At 40.3% G+C, this 23,345-nt stretch carries 24 protein-coding genes and 1 tRNA gene; 13 read left to right on the top strand and 12 right to left on the bottom strand.

Going from position 1 to position 23,345, the window contains the following annotated elements; genetic code table 11:
- Positions 1–30 precede the first annotated feature (30 nt).
- The 6 genes from ACH3Z1_RS09270 to ACH3Z1_RS09245 all read left to right on the top strand — a co-directional run bounded on the left by ACH3Z1_RS09270 (position 31) and on the right by ACH3Z1_RS09245 (position 4,956).
- The gene (locus ACH3Z1_RS09270) at positions 31–843 is read left to right on the top strand and encodes a 2,3,4,5-tetrahydropyridine-2,6-dicarboxylate N-succinyltransferase (protein ID WP_490821646.1); all 813 of its coding nucleotides are present in this window, start codon (positions 31–33) and stop codon (positions 841–843) included.
- A 59-nt stretch (positions 844–902) separates the two neighbouring features.
- Complete coding sequence (locus tag ACH3Z1_RS09265; protein ID WP_490821645.1) at positions 903–1,835, top strand: DMT family transporter; 933 nt, start codon at positions 903–905, stop codon at positions 1,833–1,835.
- 120 nt (positions 1,836–1,955) lie between these two features.
- Positions 1,956–2,705, top strand: coding sequence for a LiaF transmembrane domain-containing protein (locus ACH3Z1_RS09260; RefSeq protein WP_490821644.1), 750 nt, complete (start codon positions 1,956–1,958; stop codon positions 2,703–2,705).
- Positions 2,706–2,728: 23 nt separating this feature from the next.
- Positions 2,729–3,088 (top strand): DUF4288 domain-containing protein, encoded by a 360-nt coding sequence (locus tag ACH3Z1_RS09255; protein WP_490821643.1) that lies wholly within the window; start codon positions 2,729–2,731, stop codon positions 3,086–3,088.
- A gap of 3 nt (positions 3,089–3,091) precedes the next feature.
- Positions 3,092–4,159 carry a sensor histidine kinase gene (locus ACH3Z1_RS09250; RefSeq protein ID WP_490821642.1) on the top strand — a complete coding sequence of 356 codons (1,068 nt, stop codon included), beginning with the start codon at positions 3,092–3,094 and terminating at the stop codon, positions 4,157–4,159.
- A gap of 59 nt (positions 4,160–4,218) precedes the next feature.
- A complete protein-coding gene (locus tag ACH3Z1_RS09245) occupies positions 4,219–4,956 on the top strand; it encodes a LytR/AlgR family response regulator transcription factor (protein WP_490821641.1) in 738 nt (245 codons plus the stop codon).
- Between the two features lie 16 nt (positions 4,957–4,972).
- Here the strand turns inward: ACH3Z1_RS09245 and ACH3Z1_RS09240 are convergent, their stop codons facing one another.
- The 6 genes from ACH3Z1_RS09240 to ACH3Z1_RS09215 all read right to left on the bottom strand — a co-directional run bounded on the left by ACH3Z1_RS09240 (position 4,973) and on the right by ACH3Z1_RS09215 (position 10,858).
- Complete coding sequence (locus ACH3Z1_RS09240) at positions 4,973–5,407, bottom strand: response regulator (RefSeq protein ID WP_490821640.1); 435 nt, start codon at positions 5,405–5,407, stop codon at positions 4,973–4,975.
- Between the two features lie 272 nt (positions 5,408–5,679).
- A complete protein-coding gene (locus ACH3Z1_RS09235; protein ID WP_294994151.1) occupies positions 5,680–6,306 on the bottom strand; it encodes a response regulator in 627 nt (208 codons plus the stop codon).
- A gap of 625 nt (positions 6,307–6,931) precedes the next feature.
- Entirely contained in the window at positions 6,932–7,336 is a 405-nt protein-coding gene (locus tag ACH3Z1_RS09230) for a response regulator (protein WP_490821639.1), read from the bottom strand.
- The gene (locus ACH3Z1_RS09225; protein WP_490821638.1) at positions 7,329–9,557 is read right to left on the bottom strand and encodes an ABC transporter substrate-binding protein; all 2,229 of its coding nucleotides are present in this window, start codon (positions 9,555–9,557) and stop codon (positions 7,329–7,331) included. The genes ACH3Z1_RS09230 and ACH3Z1_RS09225 overlap by 8 nt, the downstream gene beginning before the upstream one ends.
- A 132-nt stretch (positions 9,558–9,689) precedes the next feature.
- Positions 9,690–9,773, bottom strand: a tRNA-Leu gene (locus tag ACH3Z1_RS09220).
- 101 nt (positions 9,774–9,874) lie between these two features.
- Positions 9,875–10,858, bottom strand: coding sequence for a long-chain-fatty-acid--protein ligase (locus tag ACH3Z1_RS09215; RefSeq protein WP_490821637.1), 984 nt, complete (start codon positions 10,856–10,858; stop codon positions 9,875–9,877).
- Between the two features lie 28 nt (positions 10,859–10,886).
- Between ACH3Z1_RS09215 and ACH3Z1_RS09210 the strand changes: the two genes are divergently transcribed.
- The 5 genes from ACH3Z1_RS09210 to ACH3Z1_RS09190 all read left to right on the top strand — a co-directional run bounded on the left by ACH3Z1_RS09210 (position 10,887) and on the right by ACH3Z1_RS09190 (position 15,693).
- Positions 10,887–11,345 (top strand): hypothetical protein, encoded by a 459-nt coding sequence (locus ACH3Z1_RS09210; protein WP_490821636.1) that lies wholly within the window; start codon positions 10,887–10,889, stop codon positions 11,343–11,345.
- A gap of 46 nt (positions 11,346–11,391) precedes the next feature.
- Positions 11,392–12,309 (top strand): UbiA prenyltransferase family protein, encoded by a 918-nt coding sequence (locus ACH3Z1_RS09205; RefSeq protein WP_490821635.1) that lies wholly within the window; start codon positions 11,392–11,394, stop codon positions 12,307–12,309.
- 41 nt (positions 12,310–12,350) lie between these two features.
- Positions 12,351–13,472, top strand: coding sequence for a M42 family metallopeptidase (locus ACH3Z1_RS09200; RefSeq protein WP_490821634.1), 1,122 nt, complete (start codon positions 12,351–12,353; stop codon positions 13,470–13,472).
- A 97-nt stretch (positions 13,473–13,569) separates the two neighbouring features.
- Entirely contained in the window at positions 13,570–14,415 is an 846-nt protein-coding gene (locus ACH3Z1_RS09195; RefSeq protein ID WP_490821633.1) for a type 1 glutamine amidotransferase, read from the top strand.
- Between the two features lie 78 nt (positions 14,416–14,493).
- Positions 14,494–15,693, top strand: a complete 1,200-nt coding sequence (locus ACH3Z1_RS09190; protein ID WP_490821632.1) for a hypothetical protein — start codon at positions 14,494–14,496, stop codon at positions 15,691–15,693.
- A 13-nt stretch (positions 15,694–15,706) separates the two neighbouring features.
- Here the strand turns inward: ACH3Z1_RS09190 and ACH3Z1_RS09185 are convergent, their stop codons facing one another.
- The 6 genes from ACH3Z1_RS09185 to ACH3Z1_RS09160 form a co-directional block, all read right to left on the bottom strand.
- Positions 15,707–17,305, bottom strand: a complete 1,599-nt coding sequence (locus ACH3Z1_RS09185) for a hypothetical protein (protein ID WP_490821631.1) — start codon at positions 17,303–17,305, stop codon at positions 15,707–15,709.
- Between the two features lie 292 nt (positions 17,306–17,597).
- Positions 17,598–18,278, bottom strand: coding sequence for a (d)CMP kinase (gene cmk / locus ACH3Z1_RS09180; protein ID WP_490821630.1), 681 nt, complete (start codon positions 18,276–18,278; stop codon positions 17,598–17,600).
- A 99-nt stretch (positions 18,279–18,377) separates the two neighbouring features.
- Complete coding sequence (locus tag ACH3Z1_RS09175) at positions 18,378–18,923, bottom strand: fasciclin domain-containing protein (RefSeq protein WP_490821629.1); 546 nt, start codon at positions 18,921–18,923, stop codon at positions 18,378–18,380.
- Positions 18,924–19,073: 150 nt separating this feature from the next.
- Positions 19,074–19,655 (bottom strand): fasciclin domain-containing protein, encoded by a 582-nt coding sequence (locus tag ACH3Z1_RS09170; RefSeq protein WP_490821628.1) that lies wholly within the window; start codon positions 19,653–19,655, stop codon positions 19,074–19,076.
- Between the two features lie 56 nt (positions 19,656–19,711).
- Positions 19,712–20,344 carry an FMN-binding negative transcriptional regulator gene (locus ACH3Z1_RS09165; RefSeq protein WP_490821627.1) on the bottom strand — a complete coding sequence of 211 codons (633 nt, stop codon included), beginning with the start codon at positions 20,342–20,344 and terminating at the stop codon, positions 19,712–19,714.
- 80 nt (positions 20,345–20,424) lie between these two features.
- Positions 20,425–21,519 carry an Mrp/NBP35 family ATP-binding protein gene (locus tag ACH3Z1_RS09160; protein ID WP_490821626.1) on the bottom strand — a complete coding sequence of 365 codons (1,095 nt, stop codon included), beginning with the start codon at positions 21,517–21,519 and terminating at the stop codon, positions 20,425–20,427.
- Between the two features lie 143 nt (positions 21,520–21,662).
- Between ACH3Z1_RS09160 and ACH3Z1_RS09155 the strand changes: the two genes are divergently transcribed.
- Together ACH3Z1_RS09155 and ACH3Z1_RS09150 are read left to right on the top strand one after the other, a co-directional pair.
- Positions 21,663–22,316 carry a carboxypeptidase-like regulatory domain-containing protein gene (locus tag ACH3Z1_RS09155; RefSeq protein WP_490821625.1) on the top strand — a complete coding sequence of 218 codons (654 nt, stop codon included), beginning with the start codon at positions 21,663–21,665 and terminating at the stop codon, positions 22,314–22,316.
- A gap of 91 nt (positions 22,317–22,407) precedes the next feature.
- The gene (locus ACH3Z1_RS09150) at positions 22,408–23,304 is read left to right on the top strand and encodes a 3-hydroxybutyryl-CoA dehydrogenase (protein ID WP_490821624.1); all 897 of its coding nucleotides are present in this window, start codon (positions 22,408–22,410) and stop codon (positions 23,302–23,304) included.
- The last annotated feature ends 41 nt before the right edge of the window (positions 23,305–23,345 follow it).

Here is a 23,345-nt window from a genome sequence, read left to right as displayed (position 1 = left end):
AACCTGTATGTTTGCAAAAATTTTATGGTTATGGAACTGAAAACATTGATCGAAGAAGCCTGGTTGAACAGGGAACTCTTACAAGCCAGCAAACACAGTGATGCTGTTAGAGCCGTTATTGAAGAAGTAGATAAAGGGCGTCTGCGAGTAGCTTCGCCTGAAGAGGGTAAATGGGTAGTAAATGAATGGGTAAAACAGGCTATCCTCATGTATTTTGGCATCCAGCAAATGCAGACCTGGAATATCCCTCCCTTTGAGTTCTATGACAAAATGTTACTGAAATCGAATTATAAAGAGCTGGGCGTAAGAGCTGTTCCACATGCAGTTGCACGTTATGGTGCATACATAGCTAAAAATGTGGTACTCATGCCCAGTTATGTAAATATTGGCGCCTATGTAGATGAAGGTACTATGGTTGATACATGGGCCACTGTAGGAAGCTGTGCACAGATTGGTAAAGGCGTTCACCTGAGTGGTGGTGTAGGTATTGGTGGTGTACTAGAACCCCTGCAGGCCAGCCCTGTAATTATTGAAGACGGTTGTTTTATTGGCAGCAGGTGTATTGTAGTTGAGGGTGTGGTAGTTGAAAAAGAAGCTGTATTGGGTGCCAATGTGGTATTAACACAATCCACCAAGATCATTGATGTAAGCGGAGCTGAGCCTGTTGAATACAAAGGTCGCGTTCCAGCGAGAAGCGTGGTAATACCAGGCAGCTACACCAAGAAATTCAATGCAGGCGAGTACCAGGTAAGTTGTGCCCTTATCATTGGTCAACGCAAAGCCAGCACCGATCTCAAAACCAGCCTGAATGATGCATTGAGAGATTTCAATGTGAGTGTATAATAGTTAGTCCATAGTTTATAGTCTATGGACTATAAACTATGGACCATAACCCATCAAAAGTGAACAACCAGATCCAAAAAATAAGTCTGCTTGGTTTTCTCATTACCATTGGTGGTGCCATATTTTTTTCTACCAAAGCCATATTTGTAAAGCTGGCTTTTCAGGAAACAAAAGTTGATGCGCTTACATTACTGAGTTTGCGGATGCTGTTCTCCCTCCCTTTTTATATAGTTGCAGCATGGATTGCCGGTCGTAAAGACCAGGTAAAAGCACTCACAAAAAAACAATGGATATGGATTATGCTGATGGGCATTTTTGGTTATTACCTGAGTAGCCTTTTCGATTTTATTGGTCTGCAATATGTTTCAGCGGGTTTGGAGCGACTGATTCTTTTTCTCTACCCAACATTTGCCGTACTTATCAATACATTTTATTTTAAAACAAAACTGAGTAAGGTACAGGTGATTGCTCTTGTACTAACCTATATCGGTATTGGTATTGCTTATTGGGGAGAAATACGATCAGCACAATATGGTCCGCAATTTTTTTACGGCTCTTTCATGATTTTTTTGTGTGCCATTACCTATTCTTTTTACCTCGTTGGTACGGGCAGGCTGGTTAACAGTGTGGGTGCCACCCGCTATACGGCTTATGCAATGCTTACAGCTACTGCAGGTATTTTTATTCATTACCTTCTTCAGCAACCTGCTACCGCTTTTCAAATAGATACAACATTGGCTGGTTATGGTATTGCACTTGCCATTGTTGCAACTGTTTTACCTTCGTTTATGATGAGCGTAGGTATGAAAAAAATTGGCAGTAACAATGTGGCGATCATTACCAGCATAGGCCCTGTGTCTACCATTTTACAGGCTCATTTTTTCCTGGGTGAATCTATTATCGCCGAACAAATCTTTGGTACTATCCTTGTTATTATTGGTGTACTCCTGATTGGCTGGCAGTCTAAAAGCGCCGGTGAACCCACTCAGTAAAACAGACCCCGATTCATTTACCGACCATTTCCCGTCGTTTACCGCCCTTTTGTATCTCATAACCTAATTCTGCTTTTACGCCTTATCGCGCCTGCATAGTTTTGTTGAAAATTATAAACAATGAGAAACAGAGGTTTCGATATAAAAAGCCAAAATGATCGTTTTTACACTGGTATCATTTTAATCCTGGTGGGTGCAGTTATACTCCTGAAAAGAGTGGGCGTATACATTCCTTCCTGGTTGTACGACTGGTCGGCCATCATAGTACTGGTAGGTATAATATCTGGTATTAAAGTAAAATTCAGGGGTGTTTCATGGATTATCATGATTGCAGTTGGACTATTCTTTTTGTCTGATGAGCTGATTAAAGATGTGGAAATCCGCCGTTTTCTCTGGCCTGGTCTCATTATTGGAATTGGTATATTATTCATCTTCCGTCCGAAAATGAGTTCACTAAGCCAGGATCCTCTCTTCAATTTCAAACCCAAACAAAAGGACGAAAATGAAAATGAATTTCCTCCTTCATCTGAGGACCGGATCGACAGTACTTCTGTTTTTGGAGAAGTGAAGAAAATGGTGACGTCCAAAAATTTCAAGGGTGGTGAAGTGGTTTGTTTTATGGGTGGATCACAGATCAATCTCTCACAAGCCGATATACAGGGGCCTGTTTTTCTGGAAGTAACCATCGTTTTTGGTGGCGCCAAACTGGTGGTTCCGCCAAACTGGGAAGTGCGTTCAGAAACAGTAGCGGTATTTGCCGGTATAGAAGATAAACGCAACCTGCTTCCGGGCAGCAAATTCGATCCGGACAAAGTATTGATCCTGAGTGGCACATCCGTATTCGGCGGTATTGAAATCAAAAGCTATTAATCAACCCATTCAAAACCTTGTTTATGGAATGGTTCCTGGCAAAACTCGTTTACAGGTTTCAGTCTCCATCTGATCCCGGTAACATTCAATTTGATGAGCAACTGCGACTGGTTCAGGCCGATGATCTGCTTCATGCTTTTCATAAGGCACAGCAAATTGGTCAACAGGAACAACTTATTGCTGATGAGCATACCATTCACCAGATCAACTGGTATTTCATGGATGTAACTGAACTGTATAAACTAAACCAATTGATTGATGGCGCAGAAGTATTGTCGCAACTATGTTTGCCAAACGATGCTGACAGGTACCAGCGTGATGTTCGGTTAAAAGCAGGATATTTGTTATCGACTTGTACAGATCAGTTTCTGCAAGCACTCTAACCTATGGTAACACCCATTACAAAAGGACGAAGTTTTTATTTGGCTTTTATTACCTGGTGGCTGGTATGGACCATTGTACATATCTGGGTATTGCAGGAGTACCAGATCAGTCTGTTACAATCAATGGCCGATGCATTTACTTCGAATTTTTTATTGGCCTGTTTTTGTTTACTGGTAGTAAATAATATGAAATACTACCTCCCAAGAAAGGAAAGATACTGGTACATACTTATTATCAGCCTTGTACTGAGCAGTCTCTATCTTTTTTTGGTGAGAACCATTCTTAAATTCTGGTTTAAAGAAGATGATGTTTATGTAACACTTCTGCGTCAATCGTTTTACATCAGATACATCACGGGTTTTCTGATGATCGGGTGTATGTCGATGATCAGTTTATTGTGGTACACTTTATTGGAACAACAGGAAAATGAACAGCGGAAAGAGGAAGCAGAAAAAATTTCTAAAGATGCTGAATTATTAAAACTACGTCAGCAACTGCAACCACATTTTTTGTTTAACAGCCTCAACTCTATCAGTGCACTCGCTGGCTCACAACCTGAGAAAGCCCGGCATATGATTCAGCAGTTATCTGATTTTTTAAGGGGCACGCTCAAAAAAGAAGAGCACCAGCAGGTTAGTTTACAGGAAGAAATACATCATTTACAACTGTACCTCGATATCGAAAAAGTACGTTTTGGACACAGGCTGCAAACAAATCTTGAAATAGATGAACAGGCTGCGCTTATGCAGATACCTGTTTTATTACTGCAACCAGTGGTTGAAAATGCGATAAAGTTTGGCTTATACGATACCACGGATGAAGTACTGATCAGGATCAAAGCTGATGGAACAAAAAGAGAGATGCTGGAGATCATGATTGAAAACCCATATGACCCGTCTACTACCATTGCTACCCAGGGTACAGGCTTTGGACTGGCTTCTATTGCAAGAAGATTGTATTTATTATATGCCAGACAGGATCTGATACGTACCAATAAGACAGATCAATTATTTACCACTTATATTCTTATCCCTCAATACAACCATGAAATGAGCCATACCAAAATATAACAGCAAGGAAATTATTCATTGGCGAATTCCATGTAACTACAATCAATAAAAATGAACGCATGAAACTAATCATCATTGATGACGAGCCGCTTGCCAGAAGCATTGTAAAAGAATACCTGCAGGCGTATCCTGATATTGAAGTGATACAGGAATGCGGCGACGGTTTTGAAGGCGTTAAAGCCATTCAGCAACATCAGCCCGACCTGGTGATTTTAGATATACAAATGCCCAAGATCAACGGTTTTGAAATGCTTGAATTGATTGAAAATCCACCTGCGGTCATTTTCGCCACAGCATTTGAAGAATTTGCTATCAAAGCTTTTGAGGCCCACGCTATCGATTATTTGCTGAAACCCTTCAGCAAAGAGCGATTCATAAAAGCAATGGATAAATGGAACTCAACTGAAAAACAATTACAGCATAACAGGACCAGCGACTTACTTGATACCGTTTCCAATACAGCACAGCAGCAAAACAGGATTGTACTGAAAGACAATGGCAAAATCAAAATCATTCCTACGGCGCAAGTCCAATACTTTGAAGCGGCTGATGATTATGTAAAAATTCATACCGCAGAAGGTGTTTTCCTGAAAAACAAAACCATGCAATTTTTTGAACAAAAAATGGATGCTGCTCATTTCATACGCATACACAGATCATATATGGTGAATGTGCATCTCATCAGCAGGATTGACCCTTATGAAAAAGACGGGCATTTAGCGATACTCAGTATTGGTGTAAGATTACCTGTAAGTAAATCGGGATATACCCGTTTAAAAACCGCACTAGGAATTTAGGAATAACACTGCTAAACTAGTTGAACCTGGAATTGGAAATGAGTTTCTCAGAAGTTTGATGAATGATATCGGGTATAGAGGAAAAATCTTTGGCCTTATCAAGAAAATAATCAGCACCAGCCTGCATACATTCTGTTCTGTAACCAGATAATGTGTTGTTTGTAAGAATGACAATGGTTGGGTCAATTGTAGTTTTACTGCGTATGTCTTTTAACATCTGCAATCCGTTCTTACCGGGCAGGTTGATGTCTAAAAAAATAAGTGATGGATTGAATGACTCAATCCATTCATCTGCCTCTTCGGCGCTTGTAGCAGTTCGCACTTCTTTAACCCGGTCCATTCCTTCCAACAAATGTTGAATACGTTGAAGGATAAACTCAGAATCGTCTACCAGTAATATTTTAAGTGCTTTGTCCACCATAATGGATAACGGCATCATTAGAATAATCATTTTAAAGAGCTTTGCAGGGTTAAAGCCACAAAGCTCTTATAGCTAATCACTATAAGGTTCTTCTAGGATAAATACATTTACATTGGTATATCACCAAACTGAAATGGATTTTAAATAAGGATAGTGGAATTTATATTAAACAACCAGTAGTAGGGGGGGAAAGCCTGATTTCTATACAAAGAACCCCTCTGTTTTGAAGACTTACAATAACACGACCTGTGAAATAATTGTAGTTATATCACTACACAGTAGCTGGTATTCGCTAAAAAGGATTAAACCAGGTTATTCTGGATAGCATATTTTACGAGATCTGCATTGTTATGCAATTTCATTTTATCCATGATCCTCGCTCTGTAAGTGCTGATGGTATTTACATTGAGCGAAAGTATTTCACCAATTTCAGAAATACTTTTACCCATAACAATCATCTTAAATACCTCAAATTCACGATCTGATAACTGTTCGTGTGGTGCGCGCTGGTCTTTTTGTTCCAGCGAACCTGCTAATACTTCTGCAACCTCACTTGTAATATATTTTCTGCCACTGAGTATTTGCTGTACTGCTTTCACGAGTTCATAAGGTGCACTTTCTTTTGTAAGATAACCCGATGCACCAGCCTTAATAGCGCGAACCGCATATTGTTCGGGAGTATGCATGCTAAGCATCAATACTGGTGTATTGGGTGCGTGCTCTTTGATTTGTTTGAGTATTTCAATTCCTGAATAACCAGGCATACTGATATCGGAGATAATGATATCCCATTTTTCACTGATCGCTTTTTTAAAAAGATCCGCGGAATCAGCTACATCATGCACTTCAGCGAAGGGAAGTGATTCCAATAAAATCTTCCGCAATCCCTCACGTATAAGGCTATGATCGTCTGCAATCAATATTCTCATTTAAGTTCCCTTTAGTCAGTCAGTTGAAATAGAAATCAGTTATGCTATACAAGCCACTAATATATACTATACACGCAATTATATACTGCTTTATTGTTTTATTCCCCTTATATATTTTAAAAGGTATAGATGAATCAGATACACCAGGTTGATTAAGGTTCATTACACATAAAAATTGAATCTGACCGGAGCAACTACCTTCTGAAAATTACTAAATTATTGCGATACTTAATTCACCAAAGTTTTTGTGTAGAATGGGTCTGAAATAGAGAATGGGGCAACTAATTGCCCCATTCTCTTGGTTTCTACAGTAGAATATAGGATTCTGTATACTAAAGGAAATTGGATCGATGGAAAAAATGTAATAACGTATTATTACATTTTTCTTGGTTTTTCTGGATAATGGCGAAATAATCCTCTCGAATCATTTACTGAGTGCAAGATACATTCGCTTGCAGGCGAATCCTCTGTTTTATTCACTGAATTATACCGTTAAAAACACTGAATTTTAAACAATCGATTTGAGGTGCTGATGTCAAATAGATAGGAAAGTCTATTAAAATCAATCAATTATGAAAAATACATAAATCATATAATTAAAAAAAACATACTGATTATGCTGCGATCAGGGATTGGATGCAATAATTTCTCTGATCTTCTGTTCATCCAGTGGCTTTGAATAAATATTTCTCACCGACGCATAAGTTCGGGCTCGGTCAATGTCCTCATAATAAACAGAAGAGGTAAACATGACAATATTGATTTTTTCAAATCCAGGTCGCTTGATTTTGTCGAATTCTGCCAGAAAATCCCAGCCATCCATTATCGGCATATTGATATCCAGTAAAATAAGATTAGGAAGACGGGCCGGTTCACCGGATCTTTCAAGCAGGTAGTCTACCGCCTCCTGACCATTTAACGCAATATCAATTTTAGGGGCGTCCATATACAACCGCAACATTTCCCTGCTGAGAAAATTGGTGACATCATCATCATCAACCAGTAAAATATGATATGGCTCACTACTCATATAATCTCTTTTTTTTCTTCAAGAACACATGAAACATGGTGCCTTTGTTCACGATACTTTCTACGGCTATTTTTCCTTCCAATGCTTCAATCTGGTTTTTGATAATATATAAACCAAGTCCTTTACCGTCTTTATTATCATGAAAACGCTGATAGAGCCCAAATATTTTGTTGCCAAATTTTTCCATGTCAATTCCCAGGCCGTTATCCTTTACATATAGTATTACATAATCCCCGTCTTCTTCCGTGTAAATCTGAATAACAGGTGGTACACCCGGTCTTCTGTATTTAATGGCATTGGTTAGCAGGTTCAATAAAATACTATGTATCACTTTCCGGGAGAAAAATATTTCAGGCACTTTTGAAAAATCGCTCTGAATGACCACTTCTTTTAACCTGATTTCTTCAGAAATAAGTTCTTTCACTTTGCTGAGTTCTTCCGCAAATACGAGGTGATCATCTCTGTCGGCCTTATTGATCCTTGATGATAGTATTTCATTAAGATCATTTAATGTAGCATGCAAACGCTCAACGCTGATGCCCATTTTTTCAAGGAATACCGTATTTCTTTCTGAAAGATGAGTACGATCAAATAATCCGAGAAGGCTGATCAGATTGGCAACCGGCGCACGTAAATTATGAGAAGTTATGTAGGCAAATTGCTGTAACTCATTATTACTGTGCATGAGCTCCTGCGTCAATTCTTTTAATTCAATTTCTTTTTGTTTGATATCATCAATATCAAGGTGTATGCCCGACAACCGGATTGCTTTGCCTTCTTCGTCCCGCATACTGGCCTTACTCATGGTTAAAACCCATTTCCATCTTTTGTCTTTTGTGCGCATCCGTATCATTTCCTGGTATACACTACTCTTGCCTTCCAGGTGTTGATGCAGCAAAGCCATCAGCTGTTCTTTTTCATTCGGATGCAGGAGCTTTTCAAATGTTTCAATATTGTTTGGTAATTCATCAGGTGCATATCCTAACATCATTTTCCATTGATCATTAAAATATACCTGCCCAGTTTTGATATCCCAGTCCCAGATACCCAAACCTGCTGCCACTGTAGCCATCTCAAGCCGCTGCTCACTGATAATGAGTAAACGCTGTGCGTTTGCCCTTTCAGCTATTTCTCTCTCCAGTTCTTCTGTTCTTTTTCTTACAGCTTTACGCAATGAAAATCCATACAGAACGGAAACCAGTAACAACATCAAGATTGCTATCAATACATACGCTGCATTTCTTAGGTATTTGGAAGACACTTTTTTTGTTCCGTCGTATAAAAAACCTGTCAGATCGGGTTGTTTTTCGATGATGCCGAGTTTTTGATGAACATCGGTAATATGTCGCCACCTGCCTTCGTTCATGTGACCAATTTCAACCAGATCGGGAAGAATCAGTTTACGCATGGCTTCCGCTTCCACAAGGAGGTCATCTTTGGTTACCCCTCTTTCTTTTACACCTGGAAGTGTTAAAATAAAATCAGCTAATTCTGCGGTGTGCGATAAAGCATATTCCCAACCTGCAAAGCTTGCCTTCCTGAATTTGCTGATTGATACAGGATCAGCATCGGCCATCACTTTTCGGGTAAACAATATATCACCGTAAAAATCAATCCCATAATTAATGGGTAGAATATAGGATGGTTCCACGCCCATTTTCCTCAATTGGTTGATCTCAACTGATATATATGCTGAAATAGCATCTGCCTTTCCATCCACCAAATCTGAATTATTCCATGAATGTGAAATCAGTTTTAAAGAATCGGGATCAATACCTTCTTTGAGAAATACGGCTTTCAGCTCCGTCCAACCCTGGTCCTGTGAAGCCATTAGTTTCTTGCCAACAAGATCTGATGGTACATGAATATTTTTCTCTTTTAAAGAAAGAATGGTATAAGGTGAGTGCTGGAAAATAGCCCCCAAAGCAATCAGCGGATCACCTTTCGCATAATTTACTACCAAATCGGAGCCGGTAATACCAAAATCAGCTCTCCCGGATAACACTTCCGGAACCGGTGCATGTTGAGGATCTCCGGGTATCAGTTTCACTTTCAAACCTTCCTGCTGATAATAACCTTTGATTTCAGCCGCATAATAACCAGCAAACTGAAACTGATGCCACCATTTCAGTTGTACACGCAAAGTATCGCCCGCAGCACAAGCTGACCAGCTATTGCCGGTTAACAGGAGAATAATAAAAAGGTATCTGGCTATTTTCATTGACCCTTTTACAACTTGTATGATTGCTCTATCAAGATAGTTGTTTTTTTGCTCTTTTGGAATGCTGAACAAGCAATGGCAATCTTTATACAAGATCAAAAAAAAGAGACGGCCAAGACCGTCTCTAAAAAGTGCCCAGGACTGGATTCGAACCAGCACACCCGTGAAGGCGCTGCGACCTGAACACAGTGCGTCTACCAATTTCGCCACCTGGGCAGTGATCTTGAACCCAATTTAATATGGGTTACTGGTTTCAGGGCTGCAAATATAATGGCAAACACCCCTATTTGCCAAAGTAAATTTTACATAGCAATATTCTATACGACCATGAGGCTGCAACCCCTGATATCACTGTTATCCAGTCGGCCCCATACCTCAAAACAGCCATCCGGATAAACCTGCCCCAGATCTTCCGTAGTAATAAAAGAACAGCTATACACATTGGCCAGATCGATTACCTGTATAACCCCTCTTCCAATCGTACCCGGACTCAGTGGATCCTCTTCATCACGAACCAGTATTTTCATCCAGGGCGGACATTCAAACAACCCCTCTCCCTTTGAATAGGCCTGACTCAATAATTCGGTCATCCCGTATTCTGAGTGTACTGCATGTACGCCCAGTTTGTTGCTCAGTATACCGTGTACTTCGTTACGCGTCATTTCTTTTCGTCTTCCCTTCATCCCCCCGGTTTCCATGACGATGGTATGCTTCAACTGCTGAGGAAAGCTTTCAGCAAAATCGAGCAGGGCAAATGTTACACCCAGCAAAAGTGTTTTCTGTCCACTTTTTTCAAGCAGGGCCAGCGTATTGTTTAACCTTTCATGATCGTACAGGTAAAAACCGCTTTGTGGGTGTTTACTATCCCTAATCAGTTCATCTGCCATCATCACCAGCGATGAATGCCGGCGCTCCAGGTAAGCCGGTAACAAAGCCAGTATACACCAGTCGGTAACAGAACCGTAAAAGCGTTCGAAAGCTTTGTTAAAACTTCGACGGTACAAATCCAGGTCTGGCACCCAGTGGCGGCTGTTCTGGGTTTGGGTGGTACCACTGCTTTCAAAATAATGGGTAGCCGGATATTGTGTGAGAATCGTCTCCTGCTTAAAAAATGATACAGGCAACGATGGAATCTCTCCGGGTGTCTCCACAGTAGCAGGTGTTTTACCGATTATATCACACCATTTCTGATAAATAGGGTTGAATTGATACTGATAACGGAAAACAGCCATGCAGGCTGTGTCGAACTGACCGGTCGAAACAGAGAAAATATTGTTAACATCAAACGGTAACCCGGTCATCTATTGTAATGTTTTAACTAAATTTGAAATGAAAGCAGAACGAATGAAGGCAAAATTATTGATATTCAGTGCAATTATACTCGGCATTACAGCCTGTAAAAAAGATACTTATACTACCCGCCCACAGCTTGAGTTTAAGAGTGTGAACGGAAAAGTCTTTGGCAGCGGTTCTGCCATCATCTTTTCCATCGAATTTACCGACAAGGAAGGAGATGTACAGGATAGTATCTGGGTACAGAAAATATCAAAAGTAAACGGGTGTAATAGCTTCAATGACAGGGCCAAAATTCCAACATTTACAGCAACCAGTAACCTGAAGGGTGTATTCGAATTGGGTTATAGTACTGGTTTCATTCCGGGCAGTAATTATACCGTTATTCCTACCTGCTCGAAAAACGATACCTGCTTTTTCCGTTTCTGGACAAGAGACAAGGCCAAAAACGTAAGTGATACTGTGGTATCACCCGATATTGTTATTTTAAAATAATTTGTTTTCTCTCCTAACCCGGCAATAAAGCATTAAAAAGCTGTTATTGAAATCTGCGGAACGTTTTTTTCATCATTTGTTTTTTGGCAACTATTTCTATGGCTGCTGTGTAGTGGCACTTGCCATTGAAGCCAATCTTCAACAGGGTTATCCGTTGAATAATGCATTGTTCTACCTTCTTCTTTTTAGTACGACAGTGCTTTACTACACACATGCATACCTCAGTGAGAACAACCAGCCCAATATCAACCCACGCCATCAATGGTACAGACAACAGCAGAAGTGGGTCTACACATCGCAATGGGTATTAACAGTGATAACAATGTTCATCGGGCTTTATTTATTGATAGAATGGAAAGACCATATAAGTCAGGTTACCACCAGACATTGGTTATTGCTATCTGTATTTCCTTTGCTGGCCATCTGGTATTATGGTGACAGAATTCCGTTTATCCGGGGTTCAAGTCTTCGCTCCCTTGGCTGGATCAAACCTTTTGTCATTGGATTTATCTGGGCAGGTATTGTTACCATTTACCCGGCCTTCTTTGCTGCCCTGGAAAACAATCGCCCCTTCCAACCTGAAATGTTTCACTCCCTGCTGTTTATTAAAAACGGCATGTTTATTACCATGTTATGTATTTTATTCGATATCAAGGATTACGCGGCCGATCATAACCAGGAATTGAAAACTTTTGTAGTCCGGTACGGACTCAGGAAAACACTTTTTTTTATCATCATACCGCTGACTTTGGTCGGACTGGGCACTTTTCTCACTTATGGTTTTACGCATACTTTTCCTCCCTTACGAATCCTCATCAACACCCTCCCCTTTATTTTGTTGATAATTGTAACCTATCATATGCACCGTCGTAAAAGCATTCTCTATTATCTTGCAATCATCGACGGATTGATGCTTGTTAAAGCCTTATGTGGCATCACAGGCAGCTTTATTGGCATCAGGTAACCGTTTGCATCATCATTTAGTATTCATTCAAATCATACAGCATGGCCAAGTCCAAGACCGTAACAAAAACAAAGTCAAAGTCTATTTTAACCAGTCAGTCACTCGATTTTTTGAAGAATTATATCAATACGCCATCCCCGGTAGGCTTTGAAAGTAGTGGTCAGAAAATATGGATGGAATACGTAAAACCTTATACAGACAGTTTTTTCTCAGATCCCTACGGCACAGCAGTAGGCGTCATCAATCCAACCGCACCCTTTAAAGTTGTGATTGAAGCACACGCTGACGAAATCAGCTGGTTTGTTAATTATATCAACGACCAGGGTTTGATTTATCTGAAAAGAAACGGTGGAGTTGATCACCAGATCGCACCGGCTATGCGTGTTTGGATTCATGGAAAAAAAGGACCGGTTAAAGCGGTATTTGGCTGGCCGGCCATTCACACAAGACTAAGCAACCCCGATGCAAAAGAACCACAACCAAAAGTGGATAATCTTTGTCTTGATTGCGGTGCCCGTAACCGCAAAGAAGTTGAAGCATTGGGTATTCATATTGGTGCGGTTGTTACGTACCAGGAAGGCTTTGATGAGCTGGCAAATGATTTTTATATCGGTCGTGCTTTTGATAACCGCGTTGGCGGTTTTATGATTGCTGAAGTAGCAAGACTGCTGAAAGAAAATAAAAAGAAATTACCCTTTGCCCTCTATGTGGTAAACGCCGTTCAGGAAGAAATCGGACTAAGAGGTGCTGAAATGATTGCCCGCAGGATTAAACCCGATGTAGCCATCATTACCGATGTAACACATGATACCAGTACACCCATGATCAGTAAAATCATTGAAGGCGATATCCAGTGTGGTAAAGGACCTTCACTGGCTTACGCACCCGCCATTCACAACAAACTCCTGAAACTGGTGGAAGATGTAGCTGAAAAAAATAAAATACCTGTTCAGTTCAGAACACTGAGCAGAAGTACCGGTACCGATACGGATAGTTTTGCCTATGCCAATGACGGATGCCCTTCGGTACTGATTTCCATTCCTTTGCGTTATATGCATACCACGGTAGAAATGTTACACAAAAGTGATATTGAAGAAACCATTAAACTGATGTACCACAGTTTGCTGGCGCTGACACCAAAAACGAATCTTAGTTATCTCTGATGGCTGATGTCTGATGTCTGATTTTTTATGCGTTTCACAAATCCGACATCAGAGATCTTAGATCAGCAATTTTAAAAAGATTCCTAAGTTTGTCCCGATGAATATATGGAGTGAGCAAAAACATATACGTATAGCCGTTCTTGATCTGTATGAAGGTCAGGCTAATCAGGGTATGCGTTGTATCAGAGAAATCATTCATGACTGGTGTAACCAGAGAGGTTTTGATCTTTACTACGAAGAGTTTGATGTGCGCCAGCAACTGGCTGTTCCCGATACTAGTTTTGATCTTTATATTTCAAGTGGCGGTCCGGGCTCACCACTTGAATCGGAGGGCAGCAAATGGGAAACCGCCTATTTCAAATGGTTTGCCGATATCGAATCCTGGAATTTTTCTGCACAAGAGTCAGACAAAAAACATGTTTTCTTTATCTGTCATAGTTTTCAACTGATTTGCCGGCATTATGCCATTGGCAATGTTTGTAAAAGAAAATCCACTGCTTTTGGAGTTTTCCCCATTCATATGCTTGATGGCGGCACCACTGAGCCCATTTTTGATGGGTTAAACGATCCTTTTTATAGTGTAGACAGCCGCGACTACCAGGTAATTGAGCCCGATATTCACAAACTACACCAAATGGGTGCTACTATTCTTGCTATTGAAAAGAACAGACCCCATGTACCTTATGAAAGAGCCGTTATGGCTATCCGATTTAATGATCATTTTATCGGCACCCAGTTTCATCCCGAAGCCGATGCCTCAGGTATGCACATGTACCTGATGAGAGAAGATAAAAAACAAACGGTGATTGAGAACCACGGTGCCGAAAAATGGCAAAGTATGGTGGAACAGCTACAGGATCCCGGTAAAATTCTCACCACTTATAAAACCGTATTGCCCAATTTCCTTCAGCTTGCTACACAGGAGCTGGCTGTTGAGAAATAATAAATTAATAGCTACACCGGGCAAATATCTTCTTCTTATCAAAAGGTTTTTATATTTTCAGAGACCTAAAGAAGAATTATGGTTCCTTCCATCAGAGCGGATTTTAATCAGCAATTCAGTGCTGAACAATACCAGGCATATTTAGCCGACCTCAACAGTTTATTTCCGGGTGCCATAGAGTTCCGTGTAGCAGAAACACCTGTATTCATAGATCGATCTTTTAAAGAAAAAGTGCTTGGTGCCTGTGAAAGTATTGTGGATGTCATCACACAATTCAACTTTAATGTACTCACTTCACATGCCATTCCTAACGATGTAAGGGTACCGAATGAAAATGCACATTCTCATTTTATTGCTTTCGATTTTGGCATCTGTGAAAACGAAAACGGAGAATATGAACCACAACTCATAGAAATGCAGGGCTTCCCTACCTTGTTTGGCTACCAGGTTTGGCAGGATGAAGTAACACGCCGTCATTTCAATGTTCCTAAAGGATACAGTACATACCTGAATGGCTATCATCGCGACAGCTACACTTCTTTGTTAAGGGAAATCCTGCTTGGTAACCATGCAGCCGAAAATGTGATACTGCTGGAAATATTACCGCATCAACAAAAAACAAAAATCGATTTTTACTGTACCAGTATGTACACAGGTATCCCGGTGGTATGTTTAACAGAACTGATACAGGAAGGAAAGCAATTATTTTATGTCAATGCTGAAGGGAAAAAAATACAGGTAAAAAGAATCTACAACCGCATCATTTTTGATGACCTGCAACAGCAATCTGAAGCCATACAGGAAAAAGGGAAACTATTGCTGGAAGATCTTGATGTTGAATGGGTGCCGCATCCCAACTGGTTTTACCGTATCAGCAAATACACATTGCCTTTTATTGATCATCCCTATGTTCCCAAAACCTATTTCCTGAATGAAATTGATACCATTCCGGAAGACCTTGATCAGTATGTGTTAAAACCTCTATTCTCTTTTGCCGGACAAGGGGTGGTGATTGATGTAACAAAAGAAGATATTACTAAAGTAACGGATCCTGAAAACTGGATTTTACAGCGAAAAGTGAAATATGCAGATATCATTCAAACCCCTGATATACCTGCTAAAGTAGAGATACGTATTTTTTATTTCTGGAAAGATGGTGAAGCAAGACCCGTTGCCACCAATAACCTGGCCAGGTTAAGCAAAGGAAAAATGATTGGCGTTCGCTACAACAAAGACAAAGAATGGGTCGGCGGAAGTCTTGTTTATTTCGAAGAATAATATAATGCTACATTTATTTTCTTTTACTCTCCAGGTATTTATCATGAATAATGGTACTCATGGTTTTACCATATACTTTACTTTCTACCCATGAAATCACATCCAGGTATGCAAAAGCTCTTGTTTCAAAACGGTTCTTTTCATAGTGTTTTATCTTCTGCAGGAAATCTTTCAGTGCCGTTTTCACTTCTTTAGCCGGCATCTGGAAAGAGTTTCTAAGAAAGCGAAACATTTCTTCTTCCACCACAGTCAGGTTCTCCATCTTGGCCATAAATCGGTATACCGATTTGATCAGCGATGTTTCAATCAACTCTGCATTACCTAATTCATAGTGCGCCATGAGGTGAAGTAATCGTGCATAACACTGGAGATCATTACGCAGGTCCACATGATCGTTGATGATTCTTCTCAGGTAATCAATACAGGTATTATAATCGCCGCTACCAAAATAGAGGGTGGCAATTTTATAATTAAAGACGAGTACCCTGTGCTGGTCAATATACAGTGCGTTTTCTGCAAGCTGTGCCTCAATATGCGACACCAGTTTCAACCCTTCCTGAAACATTCCCTGCATAAGGTGTTGATTCAGTCTCGCACTGGTAATATAAATAAAGCTGTGTACCCTGAAAATATCATGTCTATTGGGAAGATCAGTTGCCGCAAACAATTCAAACTTTGTCAGCACTTCTCCGAATTTTTTGAAGTTACGCAAATCGAAATGCGCATTCAATAAATTATGCAAACCTTTGATATAATGTCCGGTCTCTACTTCAATCATTGCCGGCTCAGCCTCGAAGAGATTCAGCCATTGCTGGCTGTAACGGTAATACATCAGGAAATCCTGTCTGATAAAAGCATACCAGCAATAACTCTGGTATAAATAAAGTCTTTCATAAAAACCCTGGAGTTTATCAGCATTTACCGGTAATTGTGATTTAAAAAAATCTTTGATGCCTTTTTCATCCGCCTCATTTCGAGCATGACCATTTTTCACATACCAGCTATACAATTGTAACGCAAGATTAGAAAGTTGGGTAATCATTTTTCTTTTATCATTCACCAGATTGGCTTCCAGAGTCAATTGTTCTGCCCTGTCCTGCATACTCCTGGTGATGTGTAAGGTTTCAATTTTTTTCTCCAGTGAAATAATCTGGATCAGAAAACTGTCCTGGTGATATTGGTGTGCCATATCTTTTGCACGATCCAGTATTTTCAGGCTCTGGTGATACAATCCTTTGTTGTAAAGTATACGGGCATGATCGAGTTGTTCGTGCAACTGCATATCAATACTCTCCGTACTCTTCAACAGCCTGAGACTCGACAAAAGTTGTTTATATAAATGGGTTTTGAGATTGGCCAATTGTGGCTTTTCAATTCCAGCGAGTTTTTTAAGCAGGTTTTTCTCGTCGAAATCGCTCATTTTCTCCAGTGCATCAAAGAGTTGTATGATTTTAAGGTCGTCTTTGGCCGAATTTCTCTTGATATAGAGCTTGAAATGTCGTTTTTCCGATTTCTGGAGCGACTTTATGAGTTGAAATAAGGGGTCCTGCGTACGGTTGGGCATCATATCAATTTTAACCAGAAACCCAATAAAATAAAGGGTTTCAGACAATAGAATCCATTTTTAGCGTAAGAAAAACAGGTTAAACTTGTCTTTTTTACATTTATTCTGTGTTCTACTTTTACATCAGAAAGCAATCGTATTTCATACGGCAAGGCAATCGAAGAGAGACAACAAACAATCGCAATCAACGCATTAAGCGTTTAAAATATCGGGGATAAAACCCTTCAAGAATTTTCGTATGGCAAGCAATCGTAGAGGTCGTTCCGTTTCCACGGAGGGACCCTTTTTTTTTGCAATATACTTAATAAAGCCTTTTCAAGGCCAAAATTATCTGTGTAAACTACTGCGCTATTTTCTCTCTTGCCCAGTTTAAAGCTACCTCCAACTGCTCTTCTCTTGTAAGATCACTGTTATCCAATACAATGGCATCGGCCGCCTGTCTTAATGGACTGAATTCCCGGTTACTATCTACATAATCACGCATTTCGAGGTTTCGCTTTACTTCTTCAATGGTAATAGCCGGATTTTTCTCGTACAACTCTTTAAATCTCCGTTCTACCCTTACTGCAGGATCTGCCGTAACAAATATTTTCAGTTCAGCATCAGGAAATACGGTAGTGCCAATATCACGACCATCCATTACAATGCCTTTCCTGGTGCCCATCTGCTGCTGTTGCGCTACACCAAATTCACGCACTTCTTTTAATGCTGCCACTTCACTCACCCGCTCACTTACGATCATTTCACGAATTAATAACTCTACATTTTCATCATTCAGGTACATATCACTCTGACCTGTTATAGGGTTGTATTCAAAGGAGAGATTGATATCTGCCAAAGCTTTTTTTACCTCCTCTGTATCACTGCAATCAATATGTTCACGTATAAAATACAGCGTGATGGCCCTGTACATAGCCCCACTGTCGATAAACACATAGTTCAACTCTTTGGCTAATTGCCTTGCGAGTGTACTTTTTCCGCAGGAGGAAAACCCGTCTAATGTGATGATGATTTTTTTCATACCGGTGCTGGCGGCAAAGTTGCAGTAAAATAGCCGACTTACAAACATAAAAGCCGGCAAATCTGCCGGCTTTTAATATGCTTAAAATATTTGTATGCTCTAACCAGGTAATACTACACTGTCAATTACGTGAATCACCCCATTGCTCTGGTACACATTACTAATGGTTACAGTTGACACAGCTCCTTTCTCATCTGTAAGTATTAACTTCTTGCCTTTCATTGATGCTTTCAGGTTGCCTCCGGAAACGGTTTTTAAAGTAGCTGTACCACCACCCTCTTTAATTAATTGAGCAATAGCTGCCGCATCATATTTTCCCGCTACAACATGGTAAGTGAGAATTTTTGTAAGCGTAGCTTTATTCTCTGGTTTTACCAGTGTCTCAACAGTACCGGCTGGCAATTTTCCAAATGCGGTATTGGTAGGTGCAAAAACAGTAAATGGCCCTGCCCCTTGCAATGTCTCCACCAGCCCGGCTGCTTTAACTGCTGCCACGAGCGTTGTGTGATCTTTTGAATTCACTGCATTCTCGACAATATTTTTAGATGGATACATAGGTGCACCACCTACTTCTACTGTTTTTTCCTGTGCAATGGCAGCATTAAATGAAACTGCAGCGCAGATCATAATAACTAACTTTTTCATACTGTAATTTTTATTGTATTGGGTTGATTTGTTTACCCATACACATACGAGAGAGGAACAACTACAGTTTTTTTCTGCCCATATTTTTTGAATGAAATATAAAAACCTGGCTTTGCGGCCAGGTTTTTATATTTCATTCAATGTCCGTCATTATTGAACAAGCAATACTTTGTCAACTACATGCATTACTCCATTTGTCTGTGTAATGTCTGCCGCAATAATTGTTGCCTGTACCGTTTTACCATCAGACAATATTATCCTCTTGCCTTTTTTGCTGATGGTCAAAGTTAAACCAGCCAATGTTGTAAGTGTAGCTGCTCCATCGGCTTCTTTTATCATTTTCGATAAAGCATCGGCATCCAGTTTACCGGCTACAACATGAAAACCCAGTGTTTTAGCCAATTGCTTTTTGTTTTCAGAATCTGACAATGATGATAAAACAGGTTGTGGAATTTTGGAAAATGCTTCATTTGTTGGGGCAAATACTGTGTAGGGGCCCGGGCCTGACAGGGTCTCAATCAGATCGGCTGACTGTAATAACATTAATAATGTTGAATGCTCTGTTGAACCTGCCGTATTCTCAACAATATTTTTCTGTGGAGACATGGAATATGATCCAGACTTTGATTTCACTGCTCTTTCATTTCCTCCTCCACCCAACATGGAAACCATTTGTGCATCGCTGCCCAGAACAATACATATAGCAAAAACAATCCCTATTATTTTTCTCATGATAAAAGGTTTTACCATCTGAAAATAATTTTTTACAGCTAAATCCCCAATTAAAATTATTGTTTATACAGACCCACCTGTATTTTCCGCATTTCGGCTGCTATGCTTTGTGCATTAGCATCACCGGTCTCCAGTTTTTCGAGAATATGCTGAAAACTTTTTTCGTCCCTGTTCTGGCTTAGCTTAAAAACAGCGTTGGTTTGCTCCACTTCTATTTCGAAAGCGACAATAGCTTTCATCAGTCTTTGAAGATAAGCTTCCGGTAAATTTTTGTACAGAGAGGGTGAAGATGGGTTATTCTCAAAATAAGAAGTCAGCTCATCAAGCATAGCTGGCAAATCTGTGTCGGGCAGATAACGTATTGTTCCCTTTGCATGTACCGTCATGTAATTCCATGTAGAAGCTTGTTGTTTATTTTCATACCAACTTGCACTTACATAAGCATGTGGCCCTGTAAACAATACGAGTGCTTGATTATTTTCTAAAAATGCCTTGTGGTGATCGGTCTGTTTCATGATGTGACCTAGCAAAAATAGTTTCCCGTTTTTTTCTTTGGGTAATACTGGTATTTGCGTTGCCACTGGTTGTTGATCTGTGGCCACTCCAATTAATGTTGCAAAAGGATATTGCTGTATGAATTCATAGACACGCTGCTTGTCTTTTTCCTGATAATCTGGCAAATGGTACATGTAGTGAATAATTTGAAGCATCAAAACTATCAAAGTCTGATCTGAATTACTTCACCGTTTATACCAATTCCTGACCGCTATTAAGTTGTTATCTGTACAGGTTTTGTTTGAGGTACGCTGGCATTCCTGATGGCTATATTTCTTACCGCATTTGCAGCAAAATGGCGAAGTGCTTCTTTACTCAATTCATCTTTACCAACCATGGCTGGTACGCCGATGTCTCCACCTTCCCTGATATCCTGCACCAATGGAACCTGTCCTAAAAATGGCAGATCGTATTCCTCAGCCAGGTTTTTGCCCCCATCTTTTCCAAACAGATAGTATTTATTATTGGGCAATTCCGCAGGTGTGAAATAAGCCATATTCTCCACCAGTCCTATAATAGGTACGTTAATCTGTGCCTGACCAAACATGGCTATTCCCTTTTTTGCATCGGCCAGCGCCACATTCTGTGGTGTAGTAACAATGACAACACCGGTAACTGGTACCGTTTGCATTAATGTGAGGTGAATATCACCTGTTCCCGGAGGCATGTCGATAACAAGATAATCCAGTTCTCCCCAGTCAACATCGGTTACAAACTGTCTGATGGCGCTGCTGGCCATTGGACCTCTCCAGACTACTGCATTCTTCTCATCTACAAGTAATCCTATACTCATCAACTTAATGCCAAACTTTTCCAAGGGAACAATCATTCCTTTACCATTCACTTCTTTCATCATCGGACGCTCACCCCGTACACCAAACATTATAGGGACACTAGGTCCATAGATATCTGCATCCATTAATCCAACAGTGGCACCACCTTCTGCCAGTGCCAGTGCAAGGTTTGCAGAGACAGTGCTCTTACCTACACCACCTTTTCCACTCACGACTGCAATAATATTTTTCACCCCCGATAATACCTGCTGGTTATCTTTTCGGGTGGTAGATGTATTTGAAGTGAAATTCACCGTGACCTTAGCTTCTTTGTTCACCAGTAATTTCACCGCATTTTCGCTGGCTGTCCGCATCATATCTTTCATGGGGCAGGCTGGTGTGGTAAGGACAATTGTAAAACTTACATTATTATCTTTTATCTGAATATCTTTTATCATATTCAGCGTCACAAGATCCTTTCCCAAATCGGGCTCCTGCACATTACTCAGGGCATTTAATATTGCAGCTTCAGTCATCACGCAAGTTTTTGTTAAAAAAGTCAATGAGGGTGCAAAGTTAACCGCTCGCAGCCTTACTTTGTCAGAATTCATTTTGTTTTCAACAATCTCTTAAGCCGGTTGTTGTCGATTTTGGGAAAACCATTTGTATTTTTACAACAATGAAATTATTTGTACGCATTTCTTTTTTCTGCCTTATCGTACTGCTGACCTGTGTTAAAACAACTGCGCAGCAATCTGCGAATGTGTACAGGGATTCGGTGGTGCAATTGTATGGTGTAGTGATGACTGCCGACAGCCTTCGCGCCATTCCCTCTGCCAGCATTATTGTGGAAGGAAAGGGACGTGGTACCATTACCAACCCTGACGGCGTATTCTCCATCGCCGTTTTGAAAGGTGACAGAATTACTTTTTCCTGTATTGGATTCAAGAATAGGAGTATTGAAATCCCTTTAAATCTTACTGATAATCAATACAGTGTTATTCAATTATTGGTAAGCGACACTGCTTATCTGCCGGCAACCATTCTAAAACCCAGACCTACAAGGGAGCAGTTTGAGCGTGATTTTGTTAATAACAAAATTTCTGATGACGCTTACGAAATTGCCCGTAAAAATACCGATGAGGCCCAACGAAGAATCCTGATCAACAGCTTGCCCGCTGATGGCAGGGAAGCTATTAACTACCAGCTTCGCCAACAAGCCAATAAATACTACTATTCGGGTCAGTTACCACCTATGAATATCCTTAACCCTGCTGCCTGGGCAGACTTCATCAAAGCCTGGAAAAGAGGTGATTTTAAGCGAAAAGACTAAGTTTCCGGGACTATTTTACTGATTTTGACTCACAAGGCTCACTGTGTTACACCACACAGCTTTACATTTGCGCATACTAAACGATTGATATATGCCAATTAAAAATGTAAGTGTTATTGGAGCAGGTACCATGGGTAACGGTATTGCGCATGTATTTGCCCAGAACGGCTTTTCGGTTCAGTTGATTGATGTGAATGCAGCTCAGCTTGAAAAAGCATTACAGACTATTTCAAAAAATCTTGACAGACAGGTTGCCAAAGCCATCATTACAGAGGAAGAGAAAACGGCTACTATTGCAAGACTGATTACAGAAACAGATATTAAAAAAGGGGTAGCCAATGCCGATCTGGTAGTTGAAGCGGCCACAGAAAATGCAGAACTTAAGCTCAATATTTTTCGTCAGTTAGATGCAGCAGCTCCTGAGCATACGATACTTGCTTCCAATACTTCTTCTATTTCCATCACTAAAATTGCAGCAGTTACTAAAAGACCTGAAAAAGTAATTGGCATGCATTTCATGAATCCTGTACCAGTTATGAAACTGGTGGAGATCATCAATGGGTATGCCACTACAACAGAAGTAAGTAACACGATTGTTGAACTCAGTAAGGCATTGGGTAAAGTACCATGTGTAGTGAATGACTACCCCGGTTTTATTGCCAATAAAATACTGATGCCCATGATTAATGAAGCCATCTGTAGTTTATACGAAGGTATTGCCGATGTAGAAGCCATCGATACCATTATGAAATTGGGCATGGCTCACCCGATGGGACCTTTACAATTGGCTGATTTTATTGGGCTGGATGTATGTTTGAGCATTCTCCAGGTATTGCATGATGGTTTCGGCAATCCCAAATATGCCCCCTGCCCTTTACTGGTAAATATGGTAACAGCAGGTAAGCTTGGGGTAAAATCAGGCGAAGGTTTTTATACTTATACGCCTGGCAGTAAAGAATTGGTTGTTGGTGCACGTTTTAAAAAATAAAAGACAAAGGGATGAAATTTTATTCATCCCTTTGTTGTTAA

The organism is Sediminibacterium sp. FW305-C-49 (genome assembly GCF_058231085.1).
Note: the sequence above shows the minus strand (reverse complement) of the source record. Positions and strands in the feature narration are given on the sequence as shown.

Bases quoted from the DNA above. Each gene is read 5' to 3' on its own strand.
- ACH3Z1_RS09260 (WP_490821644.1), top strand. From the start codon at position 1,956: ATGAGAAACAGAGGTTTCGATATAAAAAGCCAAAATGATCGTTTTTAC.
- ACH3Z1_RS09270 (WP_490821646.1), top strand. From the start codon at position 31: ATGGAACTGAAAACATTGATCGAAGAAGCCTGGTTGAACAGGGAACTC.
- ACH3Z1_RS09160 (WP_490821626.1), bottom strand. From the start codon at position 21,519: ATGACTGAAGCTGCAATATTAAATGCCCTGAGTAATGTGCAGGAGCCC.
- ACH3Z1_RS09215 (WP_490821637.1), bottom strand. From the start codon at position 10,858: ATGACCGGGTTACCGTTTGATGTTAACAATATTTTCTCTGTTTCGACC.
- ACH3Z1_RS09240 (WP_490821640.1), bottom strand. From the start codon at position 5,407: ATGATTATTCTAATGATGCCGTTATCCATTATGGTGGACAAAGCACTT.
- ACH3Z1_RS09155 (WP_490821625.1), top strand. From the start codon at position 21,663: ATGAAATTATTTGTACGCATTTCTTTTTTCTGCCTTATCGTACTGCTG.
- ACH3Z1_RS09175 (WP_490821629.1), bottom strand. From the start codon at position 18,923: ATGAAAAAGTTAGTTATTATGATCTGCGCTGCAGTTTCATTTAATGCT.
- ACH3Z1_RS09230 (WP_490821639.1), bottom strand. From the start codon at position 7,336: ATGAGTAGTGAGCCATATCATATTTTACTGGTTGATGATGATGATGTC.
- ACH3Z1_RS09200 (WP_490821634.1), top strand. From the start codon at position 12,351: ATGGCCAAGTCCAAGACCGTAACAAAAACAAAGTCAAAGTCTATTTTA.
- ACH3Z1_RS09150 (WP_490821624.1), top strand. From the start codon at position 22,408: ATGCCAATTAAAAATGTAAGTGTTATTGGAGCAGGTACCATGGGTAAC.
- ACH3Z1_RS09235 (WP_294994151.1), bottom strand. From the start codon at position 6,306: ATGAGAATATTGATTGCAGACGATCATAGCCTTATACGTGAGGGATTG.
- ACH3Z1_RS09255 (WP_490821643.1), top strand. From the start codon at position 2,729: ATGGAATGGTTCCTGGCAAAACTCGTTTACAGGTTTCAGTCTCCATCT.
- cmk (WP_490821630.1), bottom strand. From the start codon at position 18,278: ATGAAAAAAATCATCATCACATTAGACGGGTTTTCCTCCTGCGGAAAA.
- ACH3Z1_RS09250 (WP_490821642.1), top strand. From the start codon at position 3,092: ATGGTAACACCCATTACAAAAGGACGAAGTTTTTATTTGGCTTTTATT.
- ACH3Z1_RS09165 (WP_490821627.1), bottom strand. From the start codon at position 20,344: ATGTACCATTTGCCAGATTATCAGGAAAAAGACAAGCAGCGTGTCTAT.
- ACH3Z1_RS09210 (WP_490821636.1), top strand. From the start codon at position 10,887: ATGAAAGCAGAACGAATGAAGGCAAAATTATTGATATTCAGTGCAATT.
- ACH3Z1_RS09225 (WP_490821638.1), bottom strand. From the start codon at position 9,557: ATGAAAATAGCCAGATACCTTTTTATTATTCTCCTGTTAACCGGCAAT.
- ACH3Z1_RS09195 (WP_490821633.1), top strand. From the start codon at position 13,570: ATGAATATATGGAGTGAGCAAAAACATATACGTATAGCCGTTCTTGAT.
- ACH3Z1_RS09170 (WP_490821628.1), bottom strand. From the start codon at position 19,655: ATGAGAAAAATAATAGGGATTGTTTTTGCTATATGTATTGTTCTGGGC.
- ACH3Z1_RS09245 (WP_490821641.1), top strand. From the start codon at position 4,219: ATGAAACTAATCATCATTGATGACGAGCCGCTTGCCAGAAGCATTGTA.
- ACH3Z1_RS09190 (WP_490821632.1), top strand. From the start codon at position 14,494: ATGGTTCCTTCCATCAGAGCGGATTTTAATCAGCAATTCAGTGCTGAA.